Consider the following 20382-nt stretch of genomic DNA (forward strand, 5'->3'; position numbering starts at 1 on the left):
TAAACTTTATATTGTATATACATATAATGTATACTTTATATAGTTATACATTATAACGGTCTGCATTATACTTTTTACATTATCATGGTATAATGTTCATATGGGGCTGCAGAGCCCCTTAGAATAACCACGACAGCCCAGCCAGGGCGGGCCAAGCGCCCCGGCAAGGCAATCAAAGAGGCAAGAATGAGAAAATGTCATCGCCGCCGAAAGGCCTTCAAATCCAACGGGTACATGCTGCCCAGCGAAGGGCTGCACCACCTGGCAAGCTCCACATGCGTGCTGCTGTTCCTGGTGATCGTCCTGGTCATAGGGCCAGCCATCAACCACAAAACCGGCAGCAGGCAGACCGGGCCGCAAGAAAGGGTTGCCCAGCAGTTCAGGTCGCCCGCCGGTCACCGGATGGCCGCCCGGGACTTCCAGGACCCGTACACGGGCACGCCCACGCGCTTCGACAAGGGACCGGAGGCCAGCCATGCGTGACATGCGCATCATCATCGCCGCCGGACGCCGTCGGCAAACCAAAGCCGACCAGGCACTGCTGGGCGAAAGACTGGACGACATCCACGAAGTATGCCGCGGGAGGAACACCATACTCATCCCAGCCATCCTCCCGGACGGCGTCGTCGCCATGACCCACCGCCTGGCGGACAAGCGAGGATGCATGATGGAGTTCTTCCCCTTCGACTACCTGAAACATCCCGAAAACGGTGTTGAGCTGAGCAACCAGAAAGTCATCGACCACGGAGCGGACCTGCTCCTGGCACTGCCAGATGTGCCCGCAGACGGGCCAAGCCATGAAACCTGGGACATGGTCCGGCGTGCTCTGGGTGCGGGCATCGAGACCAGGATCTATCCGGAGGCGTGCCATGAGTGAGCGTTATTACCAGGATCGGTCGGTATTCCTGTGGCTGGGGAACGTGGAGCTCAGCAAACGCCAGGCCGAGCCGAAGCGTTATCGCAGACATGTGAGGGCCTGATATGAGTACTCGTAGCGAAACGACAGTGATGCTTGGTCGGCTGGTCGAACGCCAACTCACATACAGGCATTACTACTGGGCTTCCGAGGTGAGCTTCGACAAGGGGACCCCGCAGGAGCGGCGCATCGACTACGTGGGCTTCAAGCCTTTCACGCCGAACTATGCGGTGGAGCCGGCCAGCGTCGAGCTGGGGACCTTCGTCTGCTACGAGGTCAAAAGCTGCATGGCGGACTTCACGTCGGGCAACGGCTTGACCTTCTATGGCGACCGCAACTACCTGGTCTGCCCCCTCAGCCTGTACGAGCAGCTGAAAGAGCAGAAGATCATGCTCGAAGCGGTCAATGCGGTCCTGTGCCCGTCACGCTCCGGCCTCAGCCTCATCCCGCGCCCGGCCATGGGGTACAGCCCCGAGAAGCAGTCGTACCGGCGGCGCGTGGCCAGCGAGATGCTCTGGCAGATCGTGCAGGCCAACCACGAAAGGGAGCAGCCATGAGCCGTGTTCATAGGAGCGCCAACGCCGAAAACGTATACGACCCGGGCATGGGATTATGACCAACAGGAACTGACAACCGCGATACATGGAATGAGCCAAGCATTCCCCGTATCGCAAAACGAGGTAGGGATGATGAGGAAACATACCCGTAGGCATTCAATCTGGCAACTGGTCTTTATGTGGTGTTTGTCGATCGCCCTGGCCTACTTGACGCTCCTGAATCCCCCACGGTGGCCGGATGCCGGCCGGCAGGAGACTGAACAGGGGTCCTTCTCCAAGGAGTTCAGGGCGCCCGTCGACTATGCGACAGCCGCACGGTACGCGCAGGACGGCCCTGTGGAGGACCGGCCTCACACCGGCGGCTATCACAGGGACAGCCAGTTCGGGGACTGGCGCAAGCAGGGCGGCGCCTGCCCCTACGCCACCACCCGGGACCGCATCCTTAAGCGTGACCTTACCGGCGTGAGGCTGGCTCCCGGGTGCAAGGTCATCGCCGGGGACTTCCAGGACCCGTACACAGGCAGGCCCATGCACTTCACCAAAGGGCCGGAAACCAGCCAGCAGGTGCAGATCGACCACATCGTATCAGTCCACGACGCCTGGGCCTCCGGACTGTGGAGACCGGAACGGGCAGGGGAGAGGGCCGACTACTACAACGACCCCGACGTCCTGCAGGCCTCGGACGGGCAAAGCAACCAGGACAAAGGCGACGGCATCGACTGGCAGGCCGCAAGCGACCCCGTATGGATGCCCCGCAACAAGGCCTGGCACTGCGACTACATGGCCAAACGCGCCTACATCAAGCACAAGTACCGACTCACCATGAGCCCGGCCGAGCAGGCTCAGACGGTCAGCGTCCTGAACTCCTGCACCGCCGGGGCCGGCGCAGGCCGCAAGCCGACCCCAAGCAACTGACAAGGGCATCCGGGGTGCTTGCGCCCGGAAAGCAACGAACAACACAAAGAAGGGGAAAGCCATGAACGACGAAAAATACCGGCGGATGATCGGCAGGGCCAAGGCCCTGCTGGCCATCGCCGAAGACCCGGCGGCCAGCGAGAACGAGGCCGCCACAGCCTGGGCCCAGGCGCAGAAGCTCATGAGCAGGTACGCCATCGAGGACTGGCAGCTCCACCAGCAGGAGCGCAGGAACGACCCCATCGTCAAGCACGGGATCGACCTGGGCAAAGACCCCATGAACTTCCAGAAAGCAGTCCTGGCATCCTGCGTCGCCCAGGGCAACAGGGCCAGGACCTACTTCGAAGAGTACATGTCCGGCAACGGAAGAAGGATGGTCCGCCGGATCATCTTCTACGGGACCGAACAGGACTGCCGGCAGGCCGAGATGATCTGGACCAGCATGGAAACCTACCGTGCCTCGCACTGGCGGCCGGCAGCCCGCCTGCGCCATGGCAAGGCCAACGCCAGATGGCGCAACGGCTACTACATGGGCTTCCAGGACCGGATACAGGCCCGATACGCGCAGCTGAGGCACGAACCGGCTCCTGCCGGCCCAGCCTCCCACGCCGGCACCGAACTCGTAAAAGCCCGTGACGCCCAATTGGAGGAATTCGCACGAACCCTGAACCTCATGCCTGCCAGCAGGCCTAGGATCCGCTTCTCCCCGGCAGCGCAGGAGGAGGGGAGCCGGGCGGCGGACAGCATGCCCTTGGGACTGGACGAACTGCACGACCCCCAACGCATCCAAGGCAGAAGGGAGCAGCCATGAGCGACCGCCTGCTGACCTACCACCGCCTGGCCTGCGACTGGCCGGACTGCAAGGAGACCGCCCAGAACGACGAGTACAACGGCAACGCCACCTACAAGGAGGCCGTCCGCCAATGGGCCTACCTGCCCGACGAGCCGGAAAACTGGTGTCTGGACAAGGACTGGATGCATGACCCCGACACAGGCAAGGACTACTGCGCGGACCACTGGCACTGGATCGGCCGACGCCGGGTCCCTGGGCCTGACCCGAGGTGGCAGTCATGAGCCGGCATGAGCTGCCCATCAAGTGGGACGGCTGTCCAATCACCTGGGACCAATGGGAGCCCATGGACGGGCTGCTCATCTGCGGCAAAGGATTGGGCGGACCCTACCGGTGCCCAGGATGCGGGACGAAAGCCATGCCCCGGTCCATCAACGGCAAGGCGATACGCATCCCGCCCGACGGCCGGCCCTCGCTGATCAGCCTGGTCCTGTACCGGTGCATGACCTGCGGGTACACCACTGTCTCCAGCCTCGATGCGCACAGCCCGGCCCGATGGCAGGACCGGGTGCTCGACGAGGACGACTACTCGGACGCCGGCAGCTACAACACCAAGGAGACGAGACGATGAGCGACATGACCTTCCAGGCGCACACGCTGGTCTGTGACTGGCCGGACTGCGACCAGACCGCCGACCCAGACAGCTTCAACGAAGACTGGCTGCACACCGACGACGGACGCGACTACTGCCCCGAGCACTGGCACATCGACGACCAACTGGACGAGCGGATCCCAGGCCCCGATCCCACGCCGCCGATGACAGCCCAGGAACGGGAAAGATTCATACGAGTTTTCAGGAAGTGCCAAAGGACGGAGAACTTCGTTTTCGTATAAAGACCCTGCCGGTCTTGGCTGAATACAAACAAGGCATCAGGCCTACAAGACAAAGGAACAGAAAAATGAAAATGTATTTCGATGTACAGGCTTACCAGAATTTCGTTGACCACGTGAACGCGACGTATGGCGGCATTTACTGGTTTTTCCAAACAGCATGGGAACTAGCGCCTTTATTCCTCTTCTTCCTGGCGATAGCGGTGCTCGTTGCTGAAACGGCAAAATGGACACGTGTAATTGTGCTCTCGTTCGCTCTGGTTGTGGTGATTGTGCCCATCGTGGGGATGGCCATGTATCCGGGCGAGATGAGCAAACCCCTGGAACTTGAAGGAGGGCCTGGGTTCGTATTCTTATATTTTGCGATGGCCTTCGGCTCTTTCATAATCTTTGTCTCCGCAGTATTCGTGAGTATGGTCGATGCCGCCGTGATCGCAGATGAGAAGGAGGACCTAGACACCAAAGAATGCTGAAGACCAGCGTAGGCCGTTCTTCTTAAGGTAACGGCAAGGCGGCGGGCCTCGCCATAGCGGCTCAGCCAGGCTTCGGCAAATGGGGCGCAGGCGGGTATATCCGCTGGCGGAGTAATTAAGCGGTATAGATTAGAGGAGCCATTAGACTTGGTTAATGGAATTGAACTGGCGTGGATAGGAGGCAACATGGCAAACAAAAAATTTATTAACAGGAGATGTAATGAAATCTCACAAATTGGTCAAGGTTGACAATTCTGCGCGTAAGCATGGCCTGAAGGATAGTGAGATAAGATACGCCGTCCACCATCCTTTCGGCTATCAAAATACTCAGGGCAATCCCGAAGAGACGACAATCGCGTTCGTCGGCCCCAGGCATGAAGGAGGCTCACGCCATAACGCCATCGAGGTGATCGTGGCCATGCGTGCGGACGGCTTTCCGCATGCATTCCACGCCATGCCCGTCACCGACAGGTGGATGCATTTGCTGCAAAATTGAAGATGACGGCGGTTTCTAATGAACCCGCCACCCCGGACCTTTCGGTTTGGGATGGCGGCTTCGCGATATGATATATGAAAGAAAGGAAAACGCAGGTGAGCTATACAAGCGAAGAGCTTGATGCAATGGCTGACCGGGGCGAGCTGAAGCCCGCGCCGGGGACTGCGGTGTACAGGGATCCGGGTGCTCCGGCCCTGACTGATAAGGATTTGATGAATATCTTCGCCGGCCGACCCCGCGAAGAGGAGCGCCGACCCGTCAACGTGGAACTGCGCGTGAAAGTCACGCCAACCATGAAGGAAGCCCTGAAGCACATCGCCCAGGAGGAGAACCTACATACCTCCTCGGCGCTGGTTCGCTCCGTCCTGGCGGACTTCATCCAGGAACGGACAGGAAAGGGCAGAAGATTAGCAGATTCCCGATGAAGGGACTGACCTGCTTCCGGATGCCATTGTCCTAAAGCATAAGAAACCGGCCGCGACCCGTAAAAGGGCCGCGGCCTTTTCCTGATCAACGGCGGGGGAACGGTCGGGTCCGCAAGCGTGGTCCATGCTCCGGCCACGCTGGCAGCCGGGCCCGGGATTGCAAGTGGCGACGCCTGTCTAGGGGATCAGGCCGATGTACGTGACCTTGGCGGTGCCGTCGTCCATCTCCCTCCAGACTATGCCGTACGACTTCTTGTCTGCTCCGGGCAGATCGACCCGTACCCAGTGTGCGAGTCCTTTCTCGGTCTGCTGCTCATGGGCCCATTTGATGGGCCCTTCATCGAGGAGCTCCAGTATGCGGTACATCTCCTGGGCGAGGTAATAGTCGTTGGCGTAGTAGTACTCGTACTGTTTCTGCGCTCTTTGGGTGGCGCGCACCCTCGTTAATGTGATCATACTGTACATTATACCACTTTGTCACACTAGAGCACTTGTAACATCAACATATTGTAACATCTAATTAAGTGTAACCATAATGAATATATTGCTTGTGTGTCATTGAGCAAGTTGTTACAATGAGTAATAGCACGATGCCGACACATGGCAACACCGTGCAGAGTGAATGATGAAAACAACACGAGGAGACTGTGATGACTGCGACTATGCAAGAGCCGGTTCTGGTGAGTACGGATGCACGCAACCGGATTTCTCTTGGGAAGCACGGGAAGGGCCTGTACCGGGTGATGGAAACCAACTACGGATACACCGTGGAGAGGGTGGAGGTAGTCAGCGAACGAGATAAACGGCTGGCAAACAACAAAGAGTTCTGGGAAAACGCCACCGAGGACTGGGATGCCGAGGCCGAGCCCATGCAGCTCAAGCATTAGGCAGAAAGCATCACGCATCAACAATCTGTATATTCCTCAGAACAAACAAGGACTGAAACCATAAGACAGAGGCGACACAGCACAAAAGCAGGATCAAATTCCGGCAGTCGCCAGCAATGGATGGAATTTGAAGACCCCGACCTTGACCATAAGGCCGGGGTCGTTTCGTAAACGACCGTTTTCAATACATTGGGTCCGGAGATGGCAATGCAGGCTGATATAAGCCATAAATATGCGTAAACTCATGTTTTAATCTATGTAATATAAACATATGGATTAAGAGACAAGGTCCCAGACAGGCCCGTCCAGCCGCAACTGTAGGACAGGGCACATCCACGCGAGAGAGAAGGCAATCGGAGTGGACAATCGAATAGCTGCGAAGAGGCGCACGGACCCCTGGTCGGTGGCGCTGCTGATCGTCTTCCTGGCGTCATTCTGGCTGGTGCTTTTCCTCCTGCTGAAGGGCAGGGAGCGGCTGTACGCCACGCTGCATACGCGCGCCGTCGATTGGATCACCATCCTTGCCGTGATCGTCTACCTGGTCTACGGGACATGCAACGGGCTGATAGTGCCGTTCTGCGACGGCTGGCGCAACCGGCTGACGGCACTGGCGCACTACCTGTACCTGATGGCTGCAGCGGTCTTCATGGCGACGGCGGCATACCCGATTGCAGTGAGCACGGGCACGGACCTCCCGGGGCAGTCCGGGCCCCTTGTGGCCGCGCCGCTGATAAGCATGGCGGTCGAAGGCCTGGTCGAACTGCTGGCCCTGGCCGTATACGGCTACGATGTCCATCACGGCATGGGCGGAAGGTTCTGCGACAGGTGGTGGATCCGCACCGCCGCCTGGCCGGTCATGGGGACGGTCCTTCTTGGACTGCTCTGGCTGACAGGAGGCTCGGCCGGCGCAAGCATCTGCTGCTCGATGGCCGCCTGCGTGCTGACATTCTTCTATCTGATGCAAATCATCGATGATCGCATCGCCCCCAAATACGGCCCGTACAAGGAGACCCATCCGGCGGCTCCTGCCGGAGGGCGGAATGCAGGGGAGGGCGCATGCTGATTGGCTATGCGAGGGTGAGCACGCTTGAGCAGAACGAGGATCTGCAGACCGACGCCTTGAGGAAGGCGGGGTGCGAGAGGATCTACGTCGATCACTCCTCCGGTGCCAAGGCCAGCCGCCCCCAGCTGGACCGGATGCTGGAGGCGCTGCGCGAGGGCGACACGGTGGTTGTGTGGAAGCTGGACAGGCTGGGCCGCAGCGTGCAGAACCTGGCCGGCCTGATGGACCGGTTCCGGAAGCAGGGGGTGGGGTTCCGCAGCCTGACCGAGAACATGGACACCAGCACGTCCGGCGGGGTGATGGTCTTCAACATGTTCGCCGTCATGGCGCAGTTCGAGCGGGACCTGATCCGGGAACGCACCATGGCCGGCCTGAAAGCGGCCAGGGCGCGCGGCAGGAACGGCGGCCGGCCCTACAAGCTCTCCGACAAGGACGTCGCCATGGTGCGCCAGCTGTACGATTCCAGGACCGTGACCGTCAATGAGATAGCCGCCAGGTTCAACGTCAGCCGAAGCACCATCTACAAGGCGGTCGAACGGGCGGAAGAGAAGGAGCAGCGCCAGGCAAGCCTCTGAAAGGGAAAGCCGCGCCTGCCTGGCCTTGCCTCTGACAGGACGGTGCCACTTGTCCGGGCCAGAAAGGCCTATTCCGCTTTTTCAGAGAACTACAGCAATGAGAAAAGGGCCGTACGTTCCAACTTATATACATCAAATGGTTGTCTTGGCTTCCTCCAGGATGCCGGTCCTGCCTGCAGAATATGCAAGGCATGTTTAAACTGCTTCCACTGATTGGGATTATCGCAGACGAGAGTACATCCTATGCTCTCATAATCCAGATCTTCGTTGAAAGCCTTCAGAACCGACAGCGTTCTCCCCAGGTCTTTGCAGATGTCTTCTAATTGCTCGCTGTCGGTTATATCGCCATTAAGTTGTTTGGCATATGTGTACAGGTCATCCTGAGCAGTGGACAGGAACCTCGTCAATTTTGGAGAACATTGCTGATACAGGATATCAATGATGAGATTGCTGGAAGTATCGGCTCTAGGAAGACGTTGCCGTTGTATTTCTGCGAATTTGTCTATTTTCTTTTTTGTTGTAGATTCCATATGACAATCATAAGGCCAAGGGACAAATGGGACAAAGGATTCCTGCCATCAGACGCTTCCTTTGACCAGGAGCTGCCGTCTCAGATCGGTTCAAGGCCAATCGCACGAGGAAGGTGCAAGCGTCTGGCTGCTTTGAGCATGGACCATTCACTTTCTCCAACTTCCATATTGGAGCGTTCTATTTGCCGGGTCCACTCCGTCCACAGATTGCGTCTGGGGCTGTTCCGTACTGTCATGCTGCGGCGCCTGGGGTTCCTGACCGTCGGCGGTGTTTTTTGCGAGGCTGAACCTATCATAGATGAACACCACAAAGTCAACCACTGCAATGCCCAATATTGCGATGATGCAGCAGGCTTGTATTGCAGTGATCAGCCGGGAAGGCTTCGCTAAGGCGCAGAGGGCGGCGATAAGTGCGAAAAGCCCTTCCAGGAGCGGCACACGGAGGTCACGGATCAATGGCATCAGGCGCAATTCATCGGGTTCGTCGTACCTCTGCCGGGCCTGTCCAAGGGTTCGTTGAGAGGGCTGCCGTAGATTGTCGTCAGTGGCATTGTTCGATGTTTCGCCGCTTGGATCGCCGCCGGTCTGCTGATCCGTCATGGATGCCTCTTTCCCGTCGCCACTGACAACATTATCCCACGACCTCTGGCCAGAATTCATAATATAAGTACCATATAGTTTCATTATTATGGTATAATGATATTGTAATCAGTTGGGCAAGGGATAGGAGTCGATGATGACAGCAGGCAGGACGATAGAGCAGGTGGCCGAGGACCTGGCGGACAGGCATGATCTGGCGCCGGCCTCGGCATTGCGCCTGGCCAGGGTCTTCCAGAAGCAGGCGGCCTGGGCCGACGGCGTGGAGGCGGACGAAGCGCATGTGACAGCCAGCCAGGAGCAGGCCATCGAACACATGGCGGACGATCCGGACATCATCGCCCTCGACGCCGACGAGCACGCCATCAACAGCGAGCTCAGGCCCCTGCGCAGGATCCAGGCCGGCAAGGAGGAGATCATCGCCGACGGGGAGCTGAGGACGGCCATGACTCACGCCGCCGACGACGGCATGAGCGTGGGCCGGCTGGCCGAACTGGCCGGCCTGGACCACAGCGACGTGCTGGCCATGCTGGGGGAGGGGCAGGCACGGTGACCGGCGGATACAATCTGATCGACCAGCCCTGGATAGGGGTCGCCGACGCCGGCGGGACGCATCATGAGTGGGGGATCCGCCAGGTGCTCCATGAAGCCGGCGGCATCCGGGGACTGGACGAGGGCGAGGCAGCCTACCGGGCGCCCGTCCTGCGCCTGCTCACGGCCATCGCCTACCGCATCCTTCCAGGCCCGGAAACCGGCCAGGACCCCATGGAACAGTGGCGCAGGCTGTATGACCGGGACGGCTTCGACCCTGCCCTGGTGGACGCCTACCTGGACCGGTGGCACGACCGCTTCGACCTGTTCGGCCCGGACCGGCCGTTCATGCAGTATCCGGGGCTGGCCACCAGGAAGGGCCCCCGGCCCCTGGGCGTGGCCGACCCGGTGGCGCGGGGCATCGGACCGGGGCAGGCCTACATCCCCGAGGAAGGCGTGGACCCCGCCAGGGCGGCGCTCATGCTCCTGTCGATCCAGGCCTGGGACACGGCCGGCATCAAGCCCGCAGCCGACGGCTCGCCCAGCGCCAGAAACGGACACGAATACCCGCCCCACGGCCTGCCGGGCCAGGGAATATGCGGCCTGCTGGACATGGCCTGGCTGGAGGGCCCCGACCTGTACCACACGCTCCTGCTGGGATGGGCGTCCACATGCCGACGGAAAGGCGACCGGGCAGCCTGGGAACGTCCCCTGCCCCCGTCGCCGGGACCCGTCCTGGGCCGCAGGCCCGAAGGGCCGGCCGACTGCCTGACCTGGACCGGACGGCGCATACTCCTCCAAGGCGGCCCCAACGGGGTGGACGGCGCCATCGTCGCCTACGGGGACATCGTCGACCCGACCACCCTGCACGGCATCGAGCCCATGGCCCGATGGGCGGCCCGCACACGCAAAGGATCCGCGCCCAGGCCCGCCGGCATCCCCTCCGGGCCGAAACCGACCCTGGCCCGCGCCATCACTGGCATCATCCCCTCCAGCGCCGAAAACCCCGACGTATGCCCGGCCGGCATCACATGGGACGCGCAGGCCCTGGACACGGCCGGCGCCGGCCTGGGGCTCTCCCTGCACACGATGGCCGTCTCCTACGGCCGCCAGGCCAGCGGCATCACGGACATCGCAGCACGCACGACACCCATCATCCCCGACTGGCTGACCCCCCTGGGCGGCAGGATCCTGGCCCGCACGGCCCGCGCTCTCACGGACATGGACGACGCATGGGTCGATTACCGGATCCGCATGATGCGCGCCGCCGGAGGCCGACCGGAAGGAGGAGGCCCGGACCGCCTGAACGCCGTAAGGGCCGCCGCCCGCGACGAAAACGCCCTGGACATGCGGAACGCCATGAGCATGCTGCTCCAGGGCCGCGCCGACCCCGTGGGCATCCTGGAGGACATGGCCAGGCGCATCAAGGGCCGCCCGGTCCCCGACCAGCCCAGGAATTTCCTGCATCGAAACGGGCAGGACCCGATCCAGGCCCTGGGCGTCCTGCACGGAAGGCTGTCACAGGCCATCCTGGGGGAGGGGCTGTCCCGGCTCACGGACGTCGCCCAGGCCATCGAAGCCGGCAACCAGAAGCTGGCCGACACGGCCAAGGAAGCCATGAACCACGGATGGACCCCCGCAAGCCTGGCCCGCGCCTACGGCATGAGCGAGGCCACCCTCAACCGGCTCCGGGACGGCGCCAAGACTGCCGACGAGCCCGAAACGGCCGACCCCAGGCCGGCCATGCTCGATGCCAGGGCCTGCATCCAGACCCTGTCCGGGCTGCTGATCAGCCTGTGCCGGGCAGGCGAGCACGAAGGGGCATCCAGGGAGCGTCTCGAATCCGCCTCCGGGCTCAGCCACATGACCCTGCACCGCCGCCTGGCCCGGCCAGCCGAAGGAGCCGGCGACCCCGACGACGCATGGCGGGTCTGGATGCCCGAAGACCAGGGAGTCGAGGGTCTTGCACCGCACGCCGCCGCCCTGGCCTCTCTGGCCATGGCCGCGGGCGGGGCGGGCGAGCAGCGCCTGCAGCGCATGCTGAGGACATGGGAACGCCAGCCCAGGATCCTCCGGGACGTCGTCAGCGGCCTGCGCATCCTGCCCCAGACCGAATGGCGCCTGCAGCCCAGGACGGGAGGCCTGAAACGCGACCAGGGGCAGCCCCTGCACCGCCGGCGGGGCCGCGCCAAACGGCTCGATGCCGACGACGACAAAAGGGTCGCCCGCCTCTACAACCAGGGCAAGGCCACCGTCAACGAGCTCGCCGTCCGGTACCACGTGTCAGCCGGCACCATCTACAACAGCATCAAACGGACCAAAGGCAAGCGGGCATGAGCCGCGGGAGAAGCAACCCGATGCCCGTGCCCCTCCGGCGGCGACCCAGGGGCGGGGCCCGCAAGGGCCGGCCGGCCGGCACGCCGTATCAGACGGGCCTGCGGGACATGACATCCGGCCGAAACAATGCAACACGCCCGGAGAATCACAAAGTTGCACAGTGCCCATCCTGCGCTATACTGGAACTGTCAGCAGGAAGCAGAGGCTTCCGGCGAATAGCAAGAAAGGCTACGGCAATGGCTTATACAACTTATACAGAAAACTTCGCCTCCATCATCTCCCCCGGCGAGGCCAGCTTCTACACCCTCCTGAGCGATGCGGCTGGGGACTTCGTCAACGACTACGACATGGACCAGGCCGTCTCCGACTATGTGGATGCGATCAACGAGGTCATCAGGCCCCTTGGCGTGGTGACCACGGTCAGCGGGGTCTCCTACTGCGAGTTTGGCGCGGACATCGACGACGATGCGGTCGCTGCAGCCGCCAGCAGCGTGGACGGGTACGACATCCTGCAGAAGAACGACATCTCCGGCAAATGACCCCTGCAGAGTTCAAGAGCACACGCGAGTCGCTCCACCTGACGGTGAAGTGGCTCGCCTCGCATATGCGCGTACGCCGACAGAGCATCCAGCGCTGGGAGAACGGCCGCTTCCCCATCCCCGACACGGTGGAGGCCGCCATGCACGACCTGGAGGTCCTCACCCAGACCAGCATCGACAAGGGGGTGCAGGCCCGAAAGAAGGTGCTGCATGTGCCCATGCAGGACCTGGGTCCAGAGGACGACATGCCCCCGGCCTGGCATCGGATGGTCGCCAAGCAGATCGCCGACCAGACCGGCGCGAGCATCGAGTACGAGGAGCATCATGAGCAGGCGTAAGAGCAGGCCGAAACTGTCCCCCATCTGGCTGCCCTACATCAGGGATCGGCTGGCCGACTGGAAGGACGACCTGGGCCGAAGGACAGCCATCGCCGAAGGCCTGCCCCTGGACGACTCATGGCGGATAGGGGAGTCCTTGCGGTCCTCGCCCATCTGGTGGGTGAGCAGGGACATGACGACCCTGGCAGCCGACACCGCCGAGGCCGGCGACCTGCCCGACGTGCAGCCGCCCAGCGACACCGGTTTCATGGTCTTCCAGGACGGCCTGCCCTTCCGGTTGCAGGACTACCCGGACGGCCGCTCATGCAGCGTCGACGCCATCTCCTGGGGCAAATACGCCATCGGCCAGGGCGCCACTCTGATCACCGAGGCGTTCAGCGGGGAGCCGGCCTATGTCAAGGAGTGCGATCCGCGCCTGCCCATCGGCTATGTGACCTTCGCCCATGGCAGCAGGCCGGGCATCCTGGAGGACGTGCTCAAAGCCGCCTGGGCGCTCAGCCGGCAGCCCACGATCAGCGAGACCCGCGCCCCCAGGGTCAACCCGCTGGACCGGGTGCCTGCCCGGTACGAACAGACGGAGATCCCCAGGGTGAAGATGCTGACCCTCCGCGAGAACCTGCACAGGCCGGGAGAGCAGGCCGAGCCTGGCGAGAAGACCCGCGAGTACACGCACCGGTGGATCGTGCGCGGCTTCTGGCGCGAGCAGCCCTACGGCAAAGGCCGCTCCTTGCGCCGCCGGCAGTGGATCCCGCCCTTTGTCAAAGGCCCCGCCGACAAGCCGCTCATCCGCAAGGAGACCGTGCGCATATGGCGGCGCTAGAGGCGTGCAGGCCCTGATGGCCCAAGCGCAGGAGTGGGCTCCTGCCCTCCTTGCATTACTACGATATCGTAGTATAATGGGTGGTGCAAGGACGGACGGAAGGAGATCGTCATGGCAGAGATAGCGCTGGCGCAGTATGCAGAGCGGCACGGGCGCACGCCCGACAGCGCCCGGCAGATGGCCAACCGGGGAGGGTTCCGCACCGCGCGCAAGTTGGGCCGCAACTGGGTGATCGACGAGGCCGAGCCCTACCCCGACAGGCGCAAGAGCATGAAGGAGGCCTTGACCAAGGTGGCCAGGGACGACCTGGACGACGAGACCCTGGAGCACGAGCTCAAGATCGCGCAGGCCAAGCAGTACAGCAGGATCGGCGGGTTCGGCACCAGCTTCTCCCGCAACCTGGAGCGGGTCCCCCGGGGGCTGTCGGACACGCTCACGCCGGAGCAGCTGGGCTGGGTGATCGACCTGCTGTTCGACGCCTACCACGACGGCCAGGAGCATCCGGAGGCATAGGCGCCTCGCCGGAAGAAAGGCCGGGTGCGCCTTGCTTTACTACGATATCGTAGTATAATAAATCATGTAAGAGGAATCCACAGGCAGGAGGCTTCGGGATGGACGAGATGACCTACATGCAGATCAGCTGCTACGCGACCCCCAACAGCACGGACCGCAAGCATGTTGACGAGATCGCCCGGTCCATCCTCCAGAAGGGGTGGGACGGGGCCCCCATCCTGGTCGACAGCGTCCAGGGCATCTGCCTGACCGGCAGCCACCGGATGGCCGCCCTGCAGCATCTCGCCGACGACACCGACATGGACGTCGACGACATGACCGTGGCCCTCGACGTGCACGACATCCTCGAGGACTGGTACGACAGCCAGGATCCGGACGACGTCGACGAGCTGCCCCTCGACAACCTGCGCGCCATCTTCGAGGGCACCGAGGTCGAGGAGTACAAGGACCAGCTGCCCGAGTGGTAGGCCCGGACGGACGAACTTCAATAAAGACAAGGGGAATCATCATGTTGGAACAATTGGCATCATTGCACGAGAACCTGGGCAGGCGCGGCCTGCTGGCGACGGACGGCTACGAGTCCGCAAGGATCCAATGGGGGCTGGACCTGGGGCCGGACGGCACGGCCGAAGGCCTGGTCAGGCTCGATGCTCCGGACGGCAAGGGGGCGCGCCTGCTGGAGATCCCGGCCCACGGGCTGCGCACCCGCAACATCAAGCCCATGTACCTGTGCGACAGCGCCCCCTATCTGCTGGGCGGCGACGGGGCCAGGGGCCGGCGGTGCTTCCAGGCGTCCGCGAAACTGCATCATGAGCTGCTGGACGGGTCCGAAGACCGGGACGCCAGGCTGGTGCTCGCCTTCTTCGACCGGGGGCCCCAGGGCTCCGTCCTGCAGGAGGCGACCGATCCGGCCGTCTGGCGGTCGGCCATGATCGGCAGCATCGTCCTGTGCAGGGGCGGCCAGCCCCTCACCGACTCGCCGGCGCTGCGACGGGCCTGGGACCAGGCCATGGCCGGGTCCCGGGAGGAGGGCCCCGACTCAGGCAAGGCGCAGAGCCTCGCATCCGGACGCATCGTCTCCCCGGTCCGCTCCCACCCCAAGATCAAGGGCCTGCCAGGCGGCGAGGGCATGGGGGCCTCCCTGGTGTCCGCCGCCCCGGAATCCTCATGGTCATACGGCAAGCAGCGTGGCCTGGTGTCCCCGGTCGGCGACCAGGAGGCGACAGCCTATGCGGATGCGCTCAACTACATGTTGGCGACCCCGGGATGGCATGCGCCCATCGGCAAGGCCGCCGTGGTGGTCTGCTGGTCCGACGACGCCGACCCCAGGTACCCCGACGCCCTCCTGCATCAGGCCGGCCTGCGGCAGACCCCGCCGCCCGATGACGCCGACGGCCTGGACGAGGGCATGCCCTGCCATGTGATGGCCCTGAGCTCGGCCAAAGGGCGGGCCATCGTCCTCATGCACGAGGACGCCTCCTACGGCCGGATGCGCAGCCGACTGCGCCGGACGGCATCCGACATGACCGGCGACGAGGACGGCCCCGCCCCAGATATGGAACGCATCCTGTCCAGCCTCGGCGACTCCGGCCAGGGCCTGGCCGTGGCCATGCTCCGCACCATGTTCTCCGGAGACCCCTACCCGGCCGGACTGCCCCGCCTGGTGGAGGAGGACATCCGCAGGGCCGGCGATGTGAGCGGCACGGATGCCATGCTCCTGCGCGCCTACTACGCCGGGAGGCCCGACAAGGCCTGCCCCCCTGAAATCCTCGGGCCGGGCACGCACGAGGACTCCGACTGCCTGGGCTACCGGCTGGGCAGGGTCTACTACATGTACGCGGCGCAGATCCGCCGGCTCAACGGCCGCGGTACGTTCAAACCCCTCCTCCGGCAGACGCTGTGCAGCACAGCCTCACGCCCGTCCCACGGCATCCCCATGCTTGACCGCCGCCTGCGCACCAGCCCCTCCAAGGCCGACAGGAGATGGTATCTGCATCTGGCCCGGGCCGTCACCCCGGTGGGCGACCATTACCCGGACCATCTGGGCGCCCCGGCCCGCAGCGCCTTCTACCTGGGCTACAAGGCGCAGGCCCAGGCCACCATCGAGGCCGCCGGCCGACGCCAGGGCAAGGGAAGGAAGCAGGCCCCGGCCGATTGAGAAACGCCGTGCCGTCCGCATTGATCGGGGGAGTGGGACGGTACGGCAAGGCCCAGCCTACAGCCTGGAGGCAAGGCGGCAGGGTCTGAATCGAAGAATGTGGATAACCCGGCATGCGGGCATCCGGTCACCAGCGGCGGACCCTGGACTGGAGTCTGGCGTAGATGGCCCGCCGGCTGGCGTACCACTCGCTGATCTGCTCGGCCTGCTCGCGGGTGACCCAGGCCAGGTGCCCCATGGACCGGCCTATGTCGATCAGGTGCTCCTGCCGGCGCCGCTCGATCAGGGCATGCAGGTAGCGGCCCCTGGGGGAGTCCTCATCGATCAGGGTCATTCGCTGGCCTGCCAGCAGCTGGCCGATGACGCTGTCGGCCACCTGCTCCGCCCTGGCCCTGTCCTCCGGAGACACATCCTCGCCTGCCATGGCCCTCATGGTAAAGGCACATAGGGGTGTATGCCCATGGGAAAAGAGCCAGGCGTACGGCAGAGTCGGGCGTGAAAGGCGGGGCAGGGCGTGACGGCGGGGCTCCCGCCCCGAGCCCCGGCGACCTGGATCAGGTCGATCATCGGCTGCCGCGCATCCTATGGGGCGCAAAAGACGCGCCCCCTAGGAAGCTTGCCAAATAACGGCTTGACAGCTTTGGGCGTGCATAAGGCGGGGGCCTGCCAGAGCAGGGAGGGAAATGCGGGGCCGGGCGAGCGCGAGGACAGGCTGCCGGAGCTGCGAAAGGGCATATCAGGGTTTTCCGCTAAAGGATCCGAAGCCGAAGAATCATCGAGGAGGATGACCGCCACAGCAGGGCCGCGGCTGGAAGATCCAGGGAAAGGCCAGAAAAAAGAGTGTAGCCCTTGACTGTGGGTCGTCAGTGTGGTACCATATAGACAGGAGATGGGAGAGGGAAGGATATCGAATGCTCAAGATGACCAGAAGCGCCGGCAAGCACGGTGTGACCTATCAGGAAATCGCCTATGCTGTCCTGCATCATGCAGGCAAGGAGGGGATTCAGGATCGGAATGGGCTGGATGCCGTGGTGTTCGTCGGACCCAGGCATCTCGGGGCGCTCGAAGAGGACTACATCGAGGTCATGGTCAAGGAAGCAGAACCCGGCGAATTCGTCGCCTTCCATGCCATGACCGTCACCGATGAATGGCGCTATCTGATCGAGCAGCACAAGCGCGACCGGTAGATTGCCAAGCAAATAATATAAATAATAAAAACGGAGAATCTAGGGGAATCATGCAGGCATATGAATACGAGCCGAAGACGGAGGAAGAGCGTCGGCAGATGGAAGAGGTGGCTGCCAAAGCCGAACGCGGGGAGCATCTGGATGTCGTACCGGGCTCCGTACGGCACATGGACCCGAACCGCGAGGTGGACGAGGACCAGTTCTTCAGGGACCTTCATGCGGAATTCGAGCAGATGCGCCTGCGCCGTGCCGAGGCCACCCAGACGGCCCGGAAGACGTGGAAGATCCGCGTGCCCAAGGACCTGGACGACAAGGCCAGCCAGCTGGCCAAGCAGGAGGGCACGAACAAATCCGCCATCATCCGCAAGGCCGTCGCCTGGTACCTCCAGGGCACGGATAGGCAGCAGGCAGTAGCCTGACGGCCGGCGCAGAAGGACGCAAGGGCGCCCCAGGAATCCATGAAGACTGGAATTCCTGGGGCGCCCTTTTTCATGCGTCGGGCAGGGGCTGCGCGTAGGTGATCCCGCAGGGCATGCCCAGGACGGCCAGCCGGTCCTGGGCCATCCTGGTGGACAGGTTCTCCACCTCCATGCACCCGTCACGGCCGGAGCGCAGATAGTCCGCCTTGTTGCGCCAGTAGGGGAGCAGGAGCATGGCCGGGCTGCGGCCCTCCTCCTCGGCCGCCTTCGCGGCCTCGCCGGCGACGCCGACCAGCCTGTCGGCCATCTCGTCGGCCTGGCGCCACATGCCCTCCAGCAGATCCCAGGCCTTCCTGGAGGGGAGGGCGAACTCATGCGGATCCTCCCAAGTGAGGACCGTCAGCTTGGTCACGCCCACCTGGCCGGCCACCCACTGCTGGCTGACCTCCAACTTGTCCCTGAGCATCCTGAAATCGGCTCCCGTGCGGCTCTCCATCGGCTTTCTAACGGTCATGATCCCTCCCTGGACTATATCAATGGTATGCCCATGACTATACCACTGGTATACCCCTATCCGGAAGGATCAGCTGCCGGCCGATCAGAGGCGCCGGAAGACGGACGCCGGCCTACGGCCGGCCGGCGGGAAGCCTGGCGGCCGTGTCCGGACGGACACAGCCGCAACCTGCTCGCCTGACCCCAACATCCTGCCACCGCTCGGGCTGCGCGCCATCCGGAGCGTCCCGGTCACCGCCGGGCCTGCGGGCCGCATGGCCGAACAGCATGCCATGCCCCCTGCGGCCTGCCGGGTCCCGATCCGCACGCGGAACGGCGCTCCGCCCTCCCGGCGGCCTGATGCCGGTGTCAGGCGGGAGAGGCCCGCCGGACAGACAAGGAGCCAACATCATGAGCACCGCAACCGCAACCCCCACCGCGACCAAGACACAAGGGGCCACCATGCCCGCGGAAGGCCAGCCCGTCCTCCTGCAGGTCAAGGCCGCCAACCTCGACCCCAACCCCGACAACCCCCGCAAGGACCTCGGCGACCTGACCGAACTGTCGGCCTCCATCGCCGCCCAGGGGGTGCAACAGCCGCTGGTGGTCACCCCCGCCGACAAGCAGGGCCGGCACACGATAATCATGGGCCACCGGCGCTACGCCGCCGCCATCAAGGCCGGCCTGGACACCCTGCCCTGCATCGTGCGCAAGGCCGGCCAGCAGGAGCAGGCCGAGCTCATGCTGGTAGAGAACACCCAGCGCGCAGGCCTGACACCCATCGAGGAGGCCAAGGGATACGCCCACCTGCTCGACCTCGGGGAGAGCGAGGACCAGATGGCCAAGGCCACCGGCCGGAGCCGCACCACCGTGCGCAGGCGGCTCAAGGCCGCCAGCATCGACCCCAGCATCCTGCCCGACCGGCAGGTCAGCTTCGAACAGCTCGACCGCATAGCCGAATTCGACGGGCGGCCCGACCTGCAGAAACAGCTCATGAAGGCCGCCGGCACCAACAACTGGTCAGCCCAGCTGGCCAAGTGCAGGAAGAGCGTAAAGGACGAGCAGTGGCTAGAGAAGGCCCGCGCCACCGTCGAATCCCTGGGACTGGACACCATCGACGACATGGACGACATCTACGACCACCCGGACGGATACCACCGGGTCATAACCATCCGTTCCGGCGTCGACATCGCCCACGTCCTGGCCGACATGGAGCTGGCCGAACGCCAGACCCTGACCACCGCCGACATCATCACCGACGCGGCCGAATGGGGACGCGGCCTGGCCCTCCTGCACCGGTACACCCAGGCCGAACTGGACGAACAGGAGCATGAGCGGGAGCGGACAGGCATGCAGGAAGCCCTCCGGCAGGCCCAGCAGGAGGAAGCCGAGCAGGCCGAATGGGAACGGCAGGCCAAGCTCTATGCCTTCGCGGAAATGACCGAAAAGCTGGTGCTCGACCACATCGAGCACATCACCAAGCGCGCCACGCCCCTGAAAAACTCCGCCGCAGTCCTGGCCGACGCGCTCATGCACGACCGGGCCTGCAAAGCCGACCTCACGAGCGTGAAGCCCGGGCCCGCCTACGAGGATGTCTGGGGGGCCGGCACCGACGTGCTCAGCCCCGACGACAAGCACTGCCAGCAGACCGCCATCTGGCTGCTCCTGAGCGCCGGCCAGCTCGCCCAGAAGCCCTCCGACTGGGCCGACCCCGACCATGGCCTGCCCCTGCTCCGGCAGTACTACGGCATCCTCGCCCAGACCGGCTACAAGCCCAGCGACGACGAGAAAGCCGCCCTGGATGGCGCCTACCTGCCCAAGGACGGGCAGAAGGAGCCCGACCAAGAGCAGAAGCAGGACTAAAAGCCCTGCGCGCCCCCGGCACGGCTCCAGCCGGGGGCGCACACCCCAACCAAGAGGAGCCTGCCCTTAT

30 protein-coding genes are annotated in these 20382 nt (G+C 63.4%); 25 read left to right on the plus strand and 5 right to left on the minus strand.

Translation table 11 applies throughout. From position 1 onward, the window contains the following. Positions 1–186: 186 nt before the first annotated feature. From P273_RS0107760 to P273_RS0107810, 11 genes are all read left to right on the plus strand, one after another. The gene (locus P273_RS0107760) at positions 187–483 is read left to right on the plus strand and encodes a hypothetical protein (protein ID WP_024627884.1); all 297 of its coding nucleotides are present in this window, start codon (positions 187–189) and stop codon (positions 481–483) included. Then, positions 476–877, plus strand: coding sequence for a hypothetical protein (locus P273_RS09610; protein WP_024627885.1), 402 nt, complete (start codon positions 476–478; stop codon positions 875–877). Before P273_RS0107760 ends, P273_RS09610 begins: the two co-directional genes overlap by 8 nt. A gap of 104 nt (positions 878–981) precedes the next feature. After that, on the plus strand, positions 982–1473 hold the full coding sequence (locus P273_RS09350) for a hypothetical protein (protein WP_155804735.1): 492 nt from the start codon (positions 982–984) through the stop codon (positions 1471–1473). Between the two features lie 129 nt (positions 1474–1602). Continuing rightward, complete coding sequence (locus P273_RS0107775) at positions 1603–2388, plus strand: DUF1524 domain-containing protein (RefSeq protein ID WP_051354174.1); 786 nt, start codon at positions 1603–1605, stop codon at positions 2386–2388. Between the two features lie 61 nt (positions 2389–2449). Then, positions 2450–3199, plus strand: coding sequence for a DUF2786 domain-containing protein (locus P273_RS0107780; protein WP_051354175.1), 750 nt, complete (start codon positions 2450–2452; stop codon positions 3197–3199). Continuing rightward, on the plus strand, positions 3196–3462 hold the full coding sequence (locus P273_RS0107785; protein ID WP_024627889.1) for a hypothetical protein: 267 nt from the start codon (positions 3196–3198) through the stop codon (positions 3460–3462). Before P273_RS0107780 ends, P273_RS0107785 begins: the two co-directional genes overlap by 4 nt. Continuing rightward, on the plus strand, positions 3459–3809 hold the full coding sequence (locus P273_RS0107790) for a hypothetical protein (protein ID WP_024627890.1): 351 nt from the start codon (positions 3459–3461) through the stop codon (positions 3807–3809). Before P273_RS0107785 ends, P273_RS0107790 begins: the two co-directional genes overlap by 4 nt. Next, on the plus strand, positions 3806–4072 hold the full coding sequence (locus P273_RS0107795) for a hypothetical protein (protein ID WP_024627891.1): 267 nt from the start codon (positions 3806–3808) through the stop codon (positions 4070–4072). The genes P273_RS0107790 and P273_RS0107795 overlap by 4 nt, the downstream gene beginning before the upstream one ends. Positions 4073–4137: 65 nt before the next feature. Beyond that, entirely contained in the window at positions 4138–4542 is a 405-nt protein-coding gene (locus P273_RS0107800; protein WP_024627892.1) for a hypothetical protein, read from the plus strand. A 220-nt stretch (positions 4543–4762) separates the two neighbouring features. Beyond that, on the plus strand, positions 4763–5038 hold the full coding sequence (locus P273_RS0107805; RefSeq protein WP_024627893.1) for a hypothetical protein: 276 nt from the start codon (positions 4763–4765) through the stop codon (positions 5036–5038). A 95-nt stretch (positions 5039–5133) separates the two neighbouring features. Then, on the plus strand, positions 5134–5463 hold the full coding sequence (locus P273_RS0107810) for a hypothetical protein (protein ID WP_024627894.1): 330 nt from the start codon (positions 5134–5136) through the stop codon (positions 5461–5463). 177 nt (positions 5464–5640) lie between these two features. On the opposite strand, the gene P273_RS0107815 is transcribed toward P273_RS0107810, so the two are convergent. Then, the gene (locus P273_RS0107815) at positions 5641–5919 is read right to left on the minus strand and encodes a hypothetical protein (protein ID WP_024627895.1); all 279 of its coding nucleotides are present in this window, start codon (positions 5917–5919) and stop codon (positions 5641–5643) included. A 194-nt stretch (positions 5920–6113) separates the two neighbouring features. Here P273_RS0107815 and P273_RS0107820 point away from each other — a divergent pair, with 194 nt between their 5' ends. From P273_RS0107820 to P273_RS0107830, 3 genes are all read left to right on the plus strand, one after another. After that, positions 6114–6350 carry a hypothetical protein gene (locus P273_RS0107820; protein WP_024627896.1) on the plus strand — a complete coding sequence of 79 codons (237 nt, stop codon included), beginning with the start codon at positions 6114–6116 and terminating at the stop codon, positions 6348–6350. A gap of 358 nt (positions 6351–6708) precedes the next feature. After that, positions 6709–7413, plus strand: a complete 705-nt coding sequence (locus P273_RS0107825) for a hypothetical protein (RefSeq protein WP_024627897.1) — start codon at positions 6709–6711, stop codon at positions 7411–7413. Next, positions 7407–7988 (plus strand): recombinase family protein, encoded by a 582-nt coding sequence (locus P273_RS0107830; RefSeq protein ID WP_024627898.1) that lies wholly within the window; start codon positions 7407–7409, stop codon positions 7986–7988. Before P273_RS0107825 ends, P273_RS0107830 begins: the two co-directional genes overlap by 7 nt. An 89-nt stretch (positions 7989–8077) precedes the next feature. On the opposite strand, the gene P273_RS0107835 is transcribed toward P273_RS0107830, so the two are convergent. Both P273_RS0107835 and P273_RS0107840 read right to left on the minus strand, forming a co-directional pair. Beyond that, on the minus strand, positions 8078–8518 hold the full coding sequence (locus tag P273_RS0107835; RefSeq protein ID WP_024627899.1) for a hypothetical protein: 441 nt from the start codon (positions 8516–8518) through the stop codon (positions 8078–8080). A 147-nt stretch (positions 8519–8665) separates the two neighbouring features. Beyond that, positions 8666–9118 (minus strand): hypothetical protein, encoded by a 453-nt coding sequence (locus tag P273_RS0107840; RefSeq protein WP_155804737.1) that lies wholly within the window; start codon positions 9116–9118, stop codon positions 8666–8668. A gap of 133 nt (positions 9119–9251) precedes the next feature. On the opposite strand from P273_RS0107840, the gene P273_RS10065 reads away from it, so the two are divergent. The 8 genes from P273_RS10065 (at position 9252) to P273_RS0107880 (ending at position 16351) form a co-directional block, all read left to right on the plus strand. Further along, positions 9252–9668, plus strand: coding sequence for a hypothetical protein (locus tag P273_RS10065; RefSeq protein ID WP_024627901.1), 417 nt, complete (start codon positions 9252–9254; stop codon positions 9666–9668). Further along, positions 9665–11983 carry a type I-E CRISPR-associated protein Cse1/CasA gene (locus P273_RS0107850; RefSeq protein ID WP_024627902.1) on the plus strand — a complete coding sequence of 773 codons (2319 nt, stop codon included), beginning with the start codon at positions 9665–9667 and terminating at the stop codon, positions 11981–11983. The genes P273_RS10065 and P273_RS0107850 overlap by 4 nt, the downstream gene beginning before the upstream one ends. 236 nt (positions 11984–12219) lie before the next feature. Beyond that, the gene (locus tag P273_RS10070) at positions 12220–12522 is read left to right on the plus strand and encodes a hypothetical protein (RefSeq protein WP_024627903.1); all 303 of its coding nucleotides are present in this window, start codon (positions 12220–12222) and stop codon (positions 12520–12522) included. Further along, a complete protein-coding gene (locus P273_RS10075) occupies positions 12519–12860 on the plus strand; it encodes a DNA-binding transcriptional regulator (RefSeq protein ID WP_024627904.1) in 342 nt (113 codons plus the stop codon). The genes P273_RS10070 and P273_RS10075 overlap by 4 nt, the downstream gene beginning before the upstream one ends. Next, positions 12847–13680 carry a hypothetical protein gene (locus P273_RS09860; RefSeq protein ID WP_024627905.1) on the plus strand — a complete coding sequence of 278 codons (834 nt, stop codon included), beginning with the start codon at positions 12847–12849 and terminating at the stop codon, positions 13678–13680. The genes P273_RS10075 and P273_RS09860 overlap by 14 nt, the downstream gene beginning before the upstream one ends. A 111-nt stretch (positions 13681–13791) precedes the next feature. Then, positions 13792–14193, plus strand: a complete 402-nt coding sequence (locus P273_RS0107870) for a hypothetical protein (RefSeq protein ID WP_024627906.1) — start codon at positions 13792–13794, stop codon at positions 14191–14193. 98 nt (positions 14194–14291) lie between these two features. Next, a complete protein-coding gene (locus tag P273_RS0107875; RefSeq protein ID WP_024627907.1) occupies positions 14292–14660 on the plus strand; it encodes a ParB N-terminal domain-containing protein in 369 nt (122 codons plus the stop codon). A gap of 41 nt (positions 14661–14701) precedes the next feature. Further along, entirely contained in the window at positions 14702–16351 is a 1650-nt protein-coding gene (locus P273_RS0107880; protein ID WP_024627908.1) for a type I-C CRISPR-associated protein Cas8c/Csd1, read from the plus strand. A 127-nt stretch (positions 16352–16478) separates the two neighbouring features. Here the strand turns inward: P273_RS0107880 and P273_RS0107885 are convergent, their stop codons facing one another. Then, positions 16479–16775 carry a hypothetical protein gene (locus tag P273_RS0107885; protein ID WP_024627909.1) on the minus strand — a complete coding sequence of 99 codons (297 nt, stop codon included), beginning with the start codon at positions 16773–16775 and terminating at the stop codon, positions 16479–16481. A 487-nt stretch (positions 16776–17262) separates the two neighbouring features. On the opposite strand from P273_RS0107885, the gene P273_RS0107890 reads away from it, so the two are divergent. Both P273_RS0107890 and P273_RS0107895 read left to right on the plus strand, forming a co-directional pair. Beyond that, on the plus strand, positions 17263–17538 hold the full coding sequence (locus P273_RS0107890) for a hypothetical protein (RefSeq protein WP_024627910.1): 276 nt from the start codon (positions 17263–17265) through the stop codon (positions 17536–17538). A 50-nt stretch (positions 17539–17588) separates the two neighbouring features. Continuing rightward, complete coding sequence (locus P273_RS0107895; RefSeq protein WP_024627911.1) at positions 17589–17957, plus strand: ribbon-helix-helix protein, CopG family; 369 nt, start codon at positions 17589–17591, stop codon at positions 17955–17957. Positions 17958–18027: 70 nt separating this feature from the next. On the opposite strand, the gene P273_RS0107900 is transcribed toward P273_RS0107895, so the two are convergent. Beyond that, on the minus strand, positions 18028–18471 hold the full coding sequence (locus tag P273_RS0107900; protein WP_155804739.1) for a hypothetical protein: 444 nt from the start codon (positions 18469–18471) through the stop codon (positions 18028–18030). A gap of 389 nt (positions 18472–18860) precedes the next feature. On the opposite strand from P273_RS0107900, the gene P273_RS09625 reads away from it, so the two are divergent. After that, positions 18861–20312 carry a ParB/RepB/Spo0J family partition protein gene (locus P273_RS09625; RefSeq protein ID WP_024627913.1) on the plus strand — a complete coding sequence of 484 codons (1452 nt, stop codon included), beginning with the start codon at positions 18861–18863 and terminating at the stop codon, positions 20310–20312. The last annotated feature ends 70 nt before the right edge of the window (positions 20313–20382 follow it).

Source organism: Bifidobacterium sp. A11, assembly GCF_000499185.1.
GTDB classification, from domain to species: Bacteria; Actinomycetota; Actinomycetes; order Actinomycetales; family Bifidobacteriaceae; genus Bombiscardovia; species Bombiscardovia mizhiensis.

Excerpts from the sequence above, each read along its gene's own strand:
- P273_RS0107760 (WP_024627884.1), top strand. The coding sequence starts at position 187 with ATGAGAAAATGTCATCGCCGCCGAAAGGCCTTCAAATCCAACGGGTAC.
- P273_RS09610 (WP_024627885.1), top strand. The coding sequence starts at position 476 with ATGCGTGACATGCGCATCATCATCGCCGCCGGACGCCGTCGGCAAACC.
- P273_RS09350 (WP_155804735.1), top strand. The coding sequence starts at position 982 with ATGAGTACTCGTAGCGAAACGACAGTGATGCTTGGTCGGCTGGTCGAA.
- P273_RS0107775 (WP_051354174.1), top strand. The coding sequence starts at position 1,603 with ATGATGAGGAAACATACCCGTAGGCATTCAATCTGGCAACTGGTCTTT.
- P273_RS0107780 (WP_051354175.1), top strand. The coding sequence starts at position 2,450 with ATGAACGACGAAAAATACCGGCGGATGATCGGCAGGGCCAAGGCCCTG.
- P273_RS0107785 (WP_024627889.1), top strand. The coding sequence starts at position 3,196 with ATGAGCGACCGCCTGCTGACCTACCACCGCCTGGCCTGCGACTGGCCG.
- P273_RS0107790 (WP_024627890.1), top strand. The coding sequence starts at position 3,459 with ATGAGCCGGCATGAGCTGCCCATCAAGTGGGACGGCTGTCCAATCACC.
- P273_RS0107795 (WP_024627891.1), top strand. The coding sequence starts at position 3,806 with ATGAGCGACATGACCTTCCAGGCGCACACGCTGGTCTGTGACTGGCCG.
- P273_RS0107800 (WP_024627892.1), top strand. The coding sequence starts at position 4,138 with ATGAAAATGTATTTCGATGTACAGGCTTACCAGAATTTCGTTGACCAC.
- P273_RS0107805 (WP_024627893.1), top strand. The coding sequence starts at position 4,763 with ATGAAATCTCACAAATTGGTCAAGGTTGACAATTCTGCGCGTAAGCAT.
- P273_RS0107815 (WP_024627895.1), bottom strand. The coding sequence starts at position 5,919 with ATGATCACATTAACGAGGGTGCGCGCCACCCAAAGAGCGCAGAAACAG.
- P273_RS0107820 (WP_024627896.1), top strand. The coding sequence starts at position 6,114 with ATGACTGCGACTATGCAAGAGCCGGTTCTGGTGAGTACGGATGCACGC.
- P273_RS0107830 (WP_024627898.1), top strand. The coding sequence starts at position 7,407 with ATGCTGATTGGCTATGCGAGGGTGAGCACGCTTGAGCAGAACGAGGAT.
- P273_RS0107835 (WP_024627899.1), bottom strand. The coding sequence starts at position 8,518 with ATGGAATCTACAACAAAAAAGAAAATAGACAAATTCGCAGAAATACAA.
- P273_RS0107840 (WP_155804737.1), bottom strand. The coding sequence starts at position 9,118 with ATGACGGATCAGCAGACCGGCGGCGATCCAAGCGGCGAAACATCGAAC.
- P273_RS10065 (WP_024627901.1), top strand. The coding sequence starts at position 9,252 with ATGATGACAGCAGGCAGGACGATAGAGCAGGTGGCCGAGGACCTGGCG.
- P273_RS10070 (WP_024627903.1), top strand. The coding sequence starts at position 12,220 with ATGGCTTATACAACTTATACAGAAAACTTCGCCTCCATCATCTCCCCC.
- P273_RS10075 (WP_024627904.1), top strand. The coding sequence starts at position 12,519 with ATGACCCCTGCAGAGTTCAAGAGCACACGCGAGTCGCTCCACCTGACG.
- P273_RS09860 (WP_024627905.1), top strand. The coding sequence starts at position 12,847 with ATGAGCAGGCGTAAGAGCAGGCCGAAACTGTCCCCCATCTGGCTGCCC.
- P273_RS0107870 (WP_024627906.1), top strand. The coding sequence starts at position 13,792 with ATGGCAGAGATAGCGCTGGCGCAGTATGCAGAGCGGCACGGGCGCACG.
- P273_RS0107875 (WP_024627907.1), top strand. The coding sequence starts at position 14,292 with ATGGACGAGATGACCTACATGCAGATCAGCTGCTACGCGACCCCCAAC.
- P273_RS0107880 (WP_024627908.1), top strand. The coding sequence starts at position 14,702 with ATGTTGGAACAATTGGCATCATTGCACGAGAACCTGGGCAGGCGCGGC.
- P273_RS0107885 (WP_024627909.1), bottom strand. The coding sequence starts at position 16,775 with ATGGCAGGCGAGGATGTGTCTCCGGAGGACAGGGCCAGGGCGGAGCAG.
- P273_RS0107890 (WP_024627910.1), top strand. The coding sequence starts at position 17,263 with ATGCTCAAGATGACCAGAAGCGCCGGCAAGCACGGTGTGACCTATCAG.
- P273_RS0107895 (WP_024627911.1), top strand. The coding sequence starts at position 17,589 with ATGCAGGCATATGAATACGAGCCGAAGACGGAGGAAGAGCGTCGGCAG.
- P273_RS0107900 (WP_155804739.1), bottom strand. The coding sequence starts at position 18,471 with ATGACCGTTAGAAAGCCGATGGAGAGCCGCACGGGAGCCGATTTCAGG.
- P273_RS09625 (WP_024627913.1), top strand. The coding sequence starts at position 18,861 with ATGAGCACCGCAACCGCAACCCCCACCGCGACCAAGACACAAGGGGCC.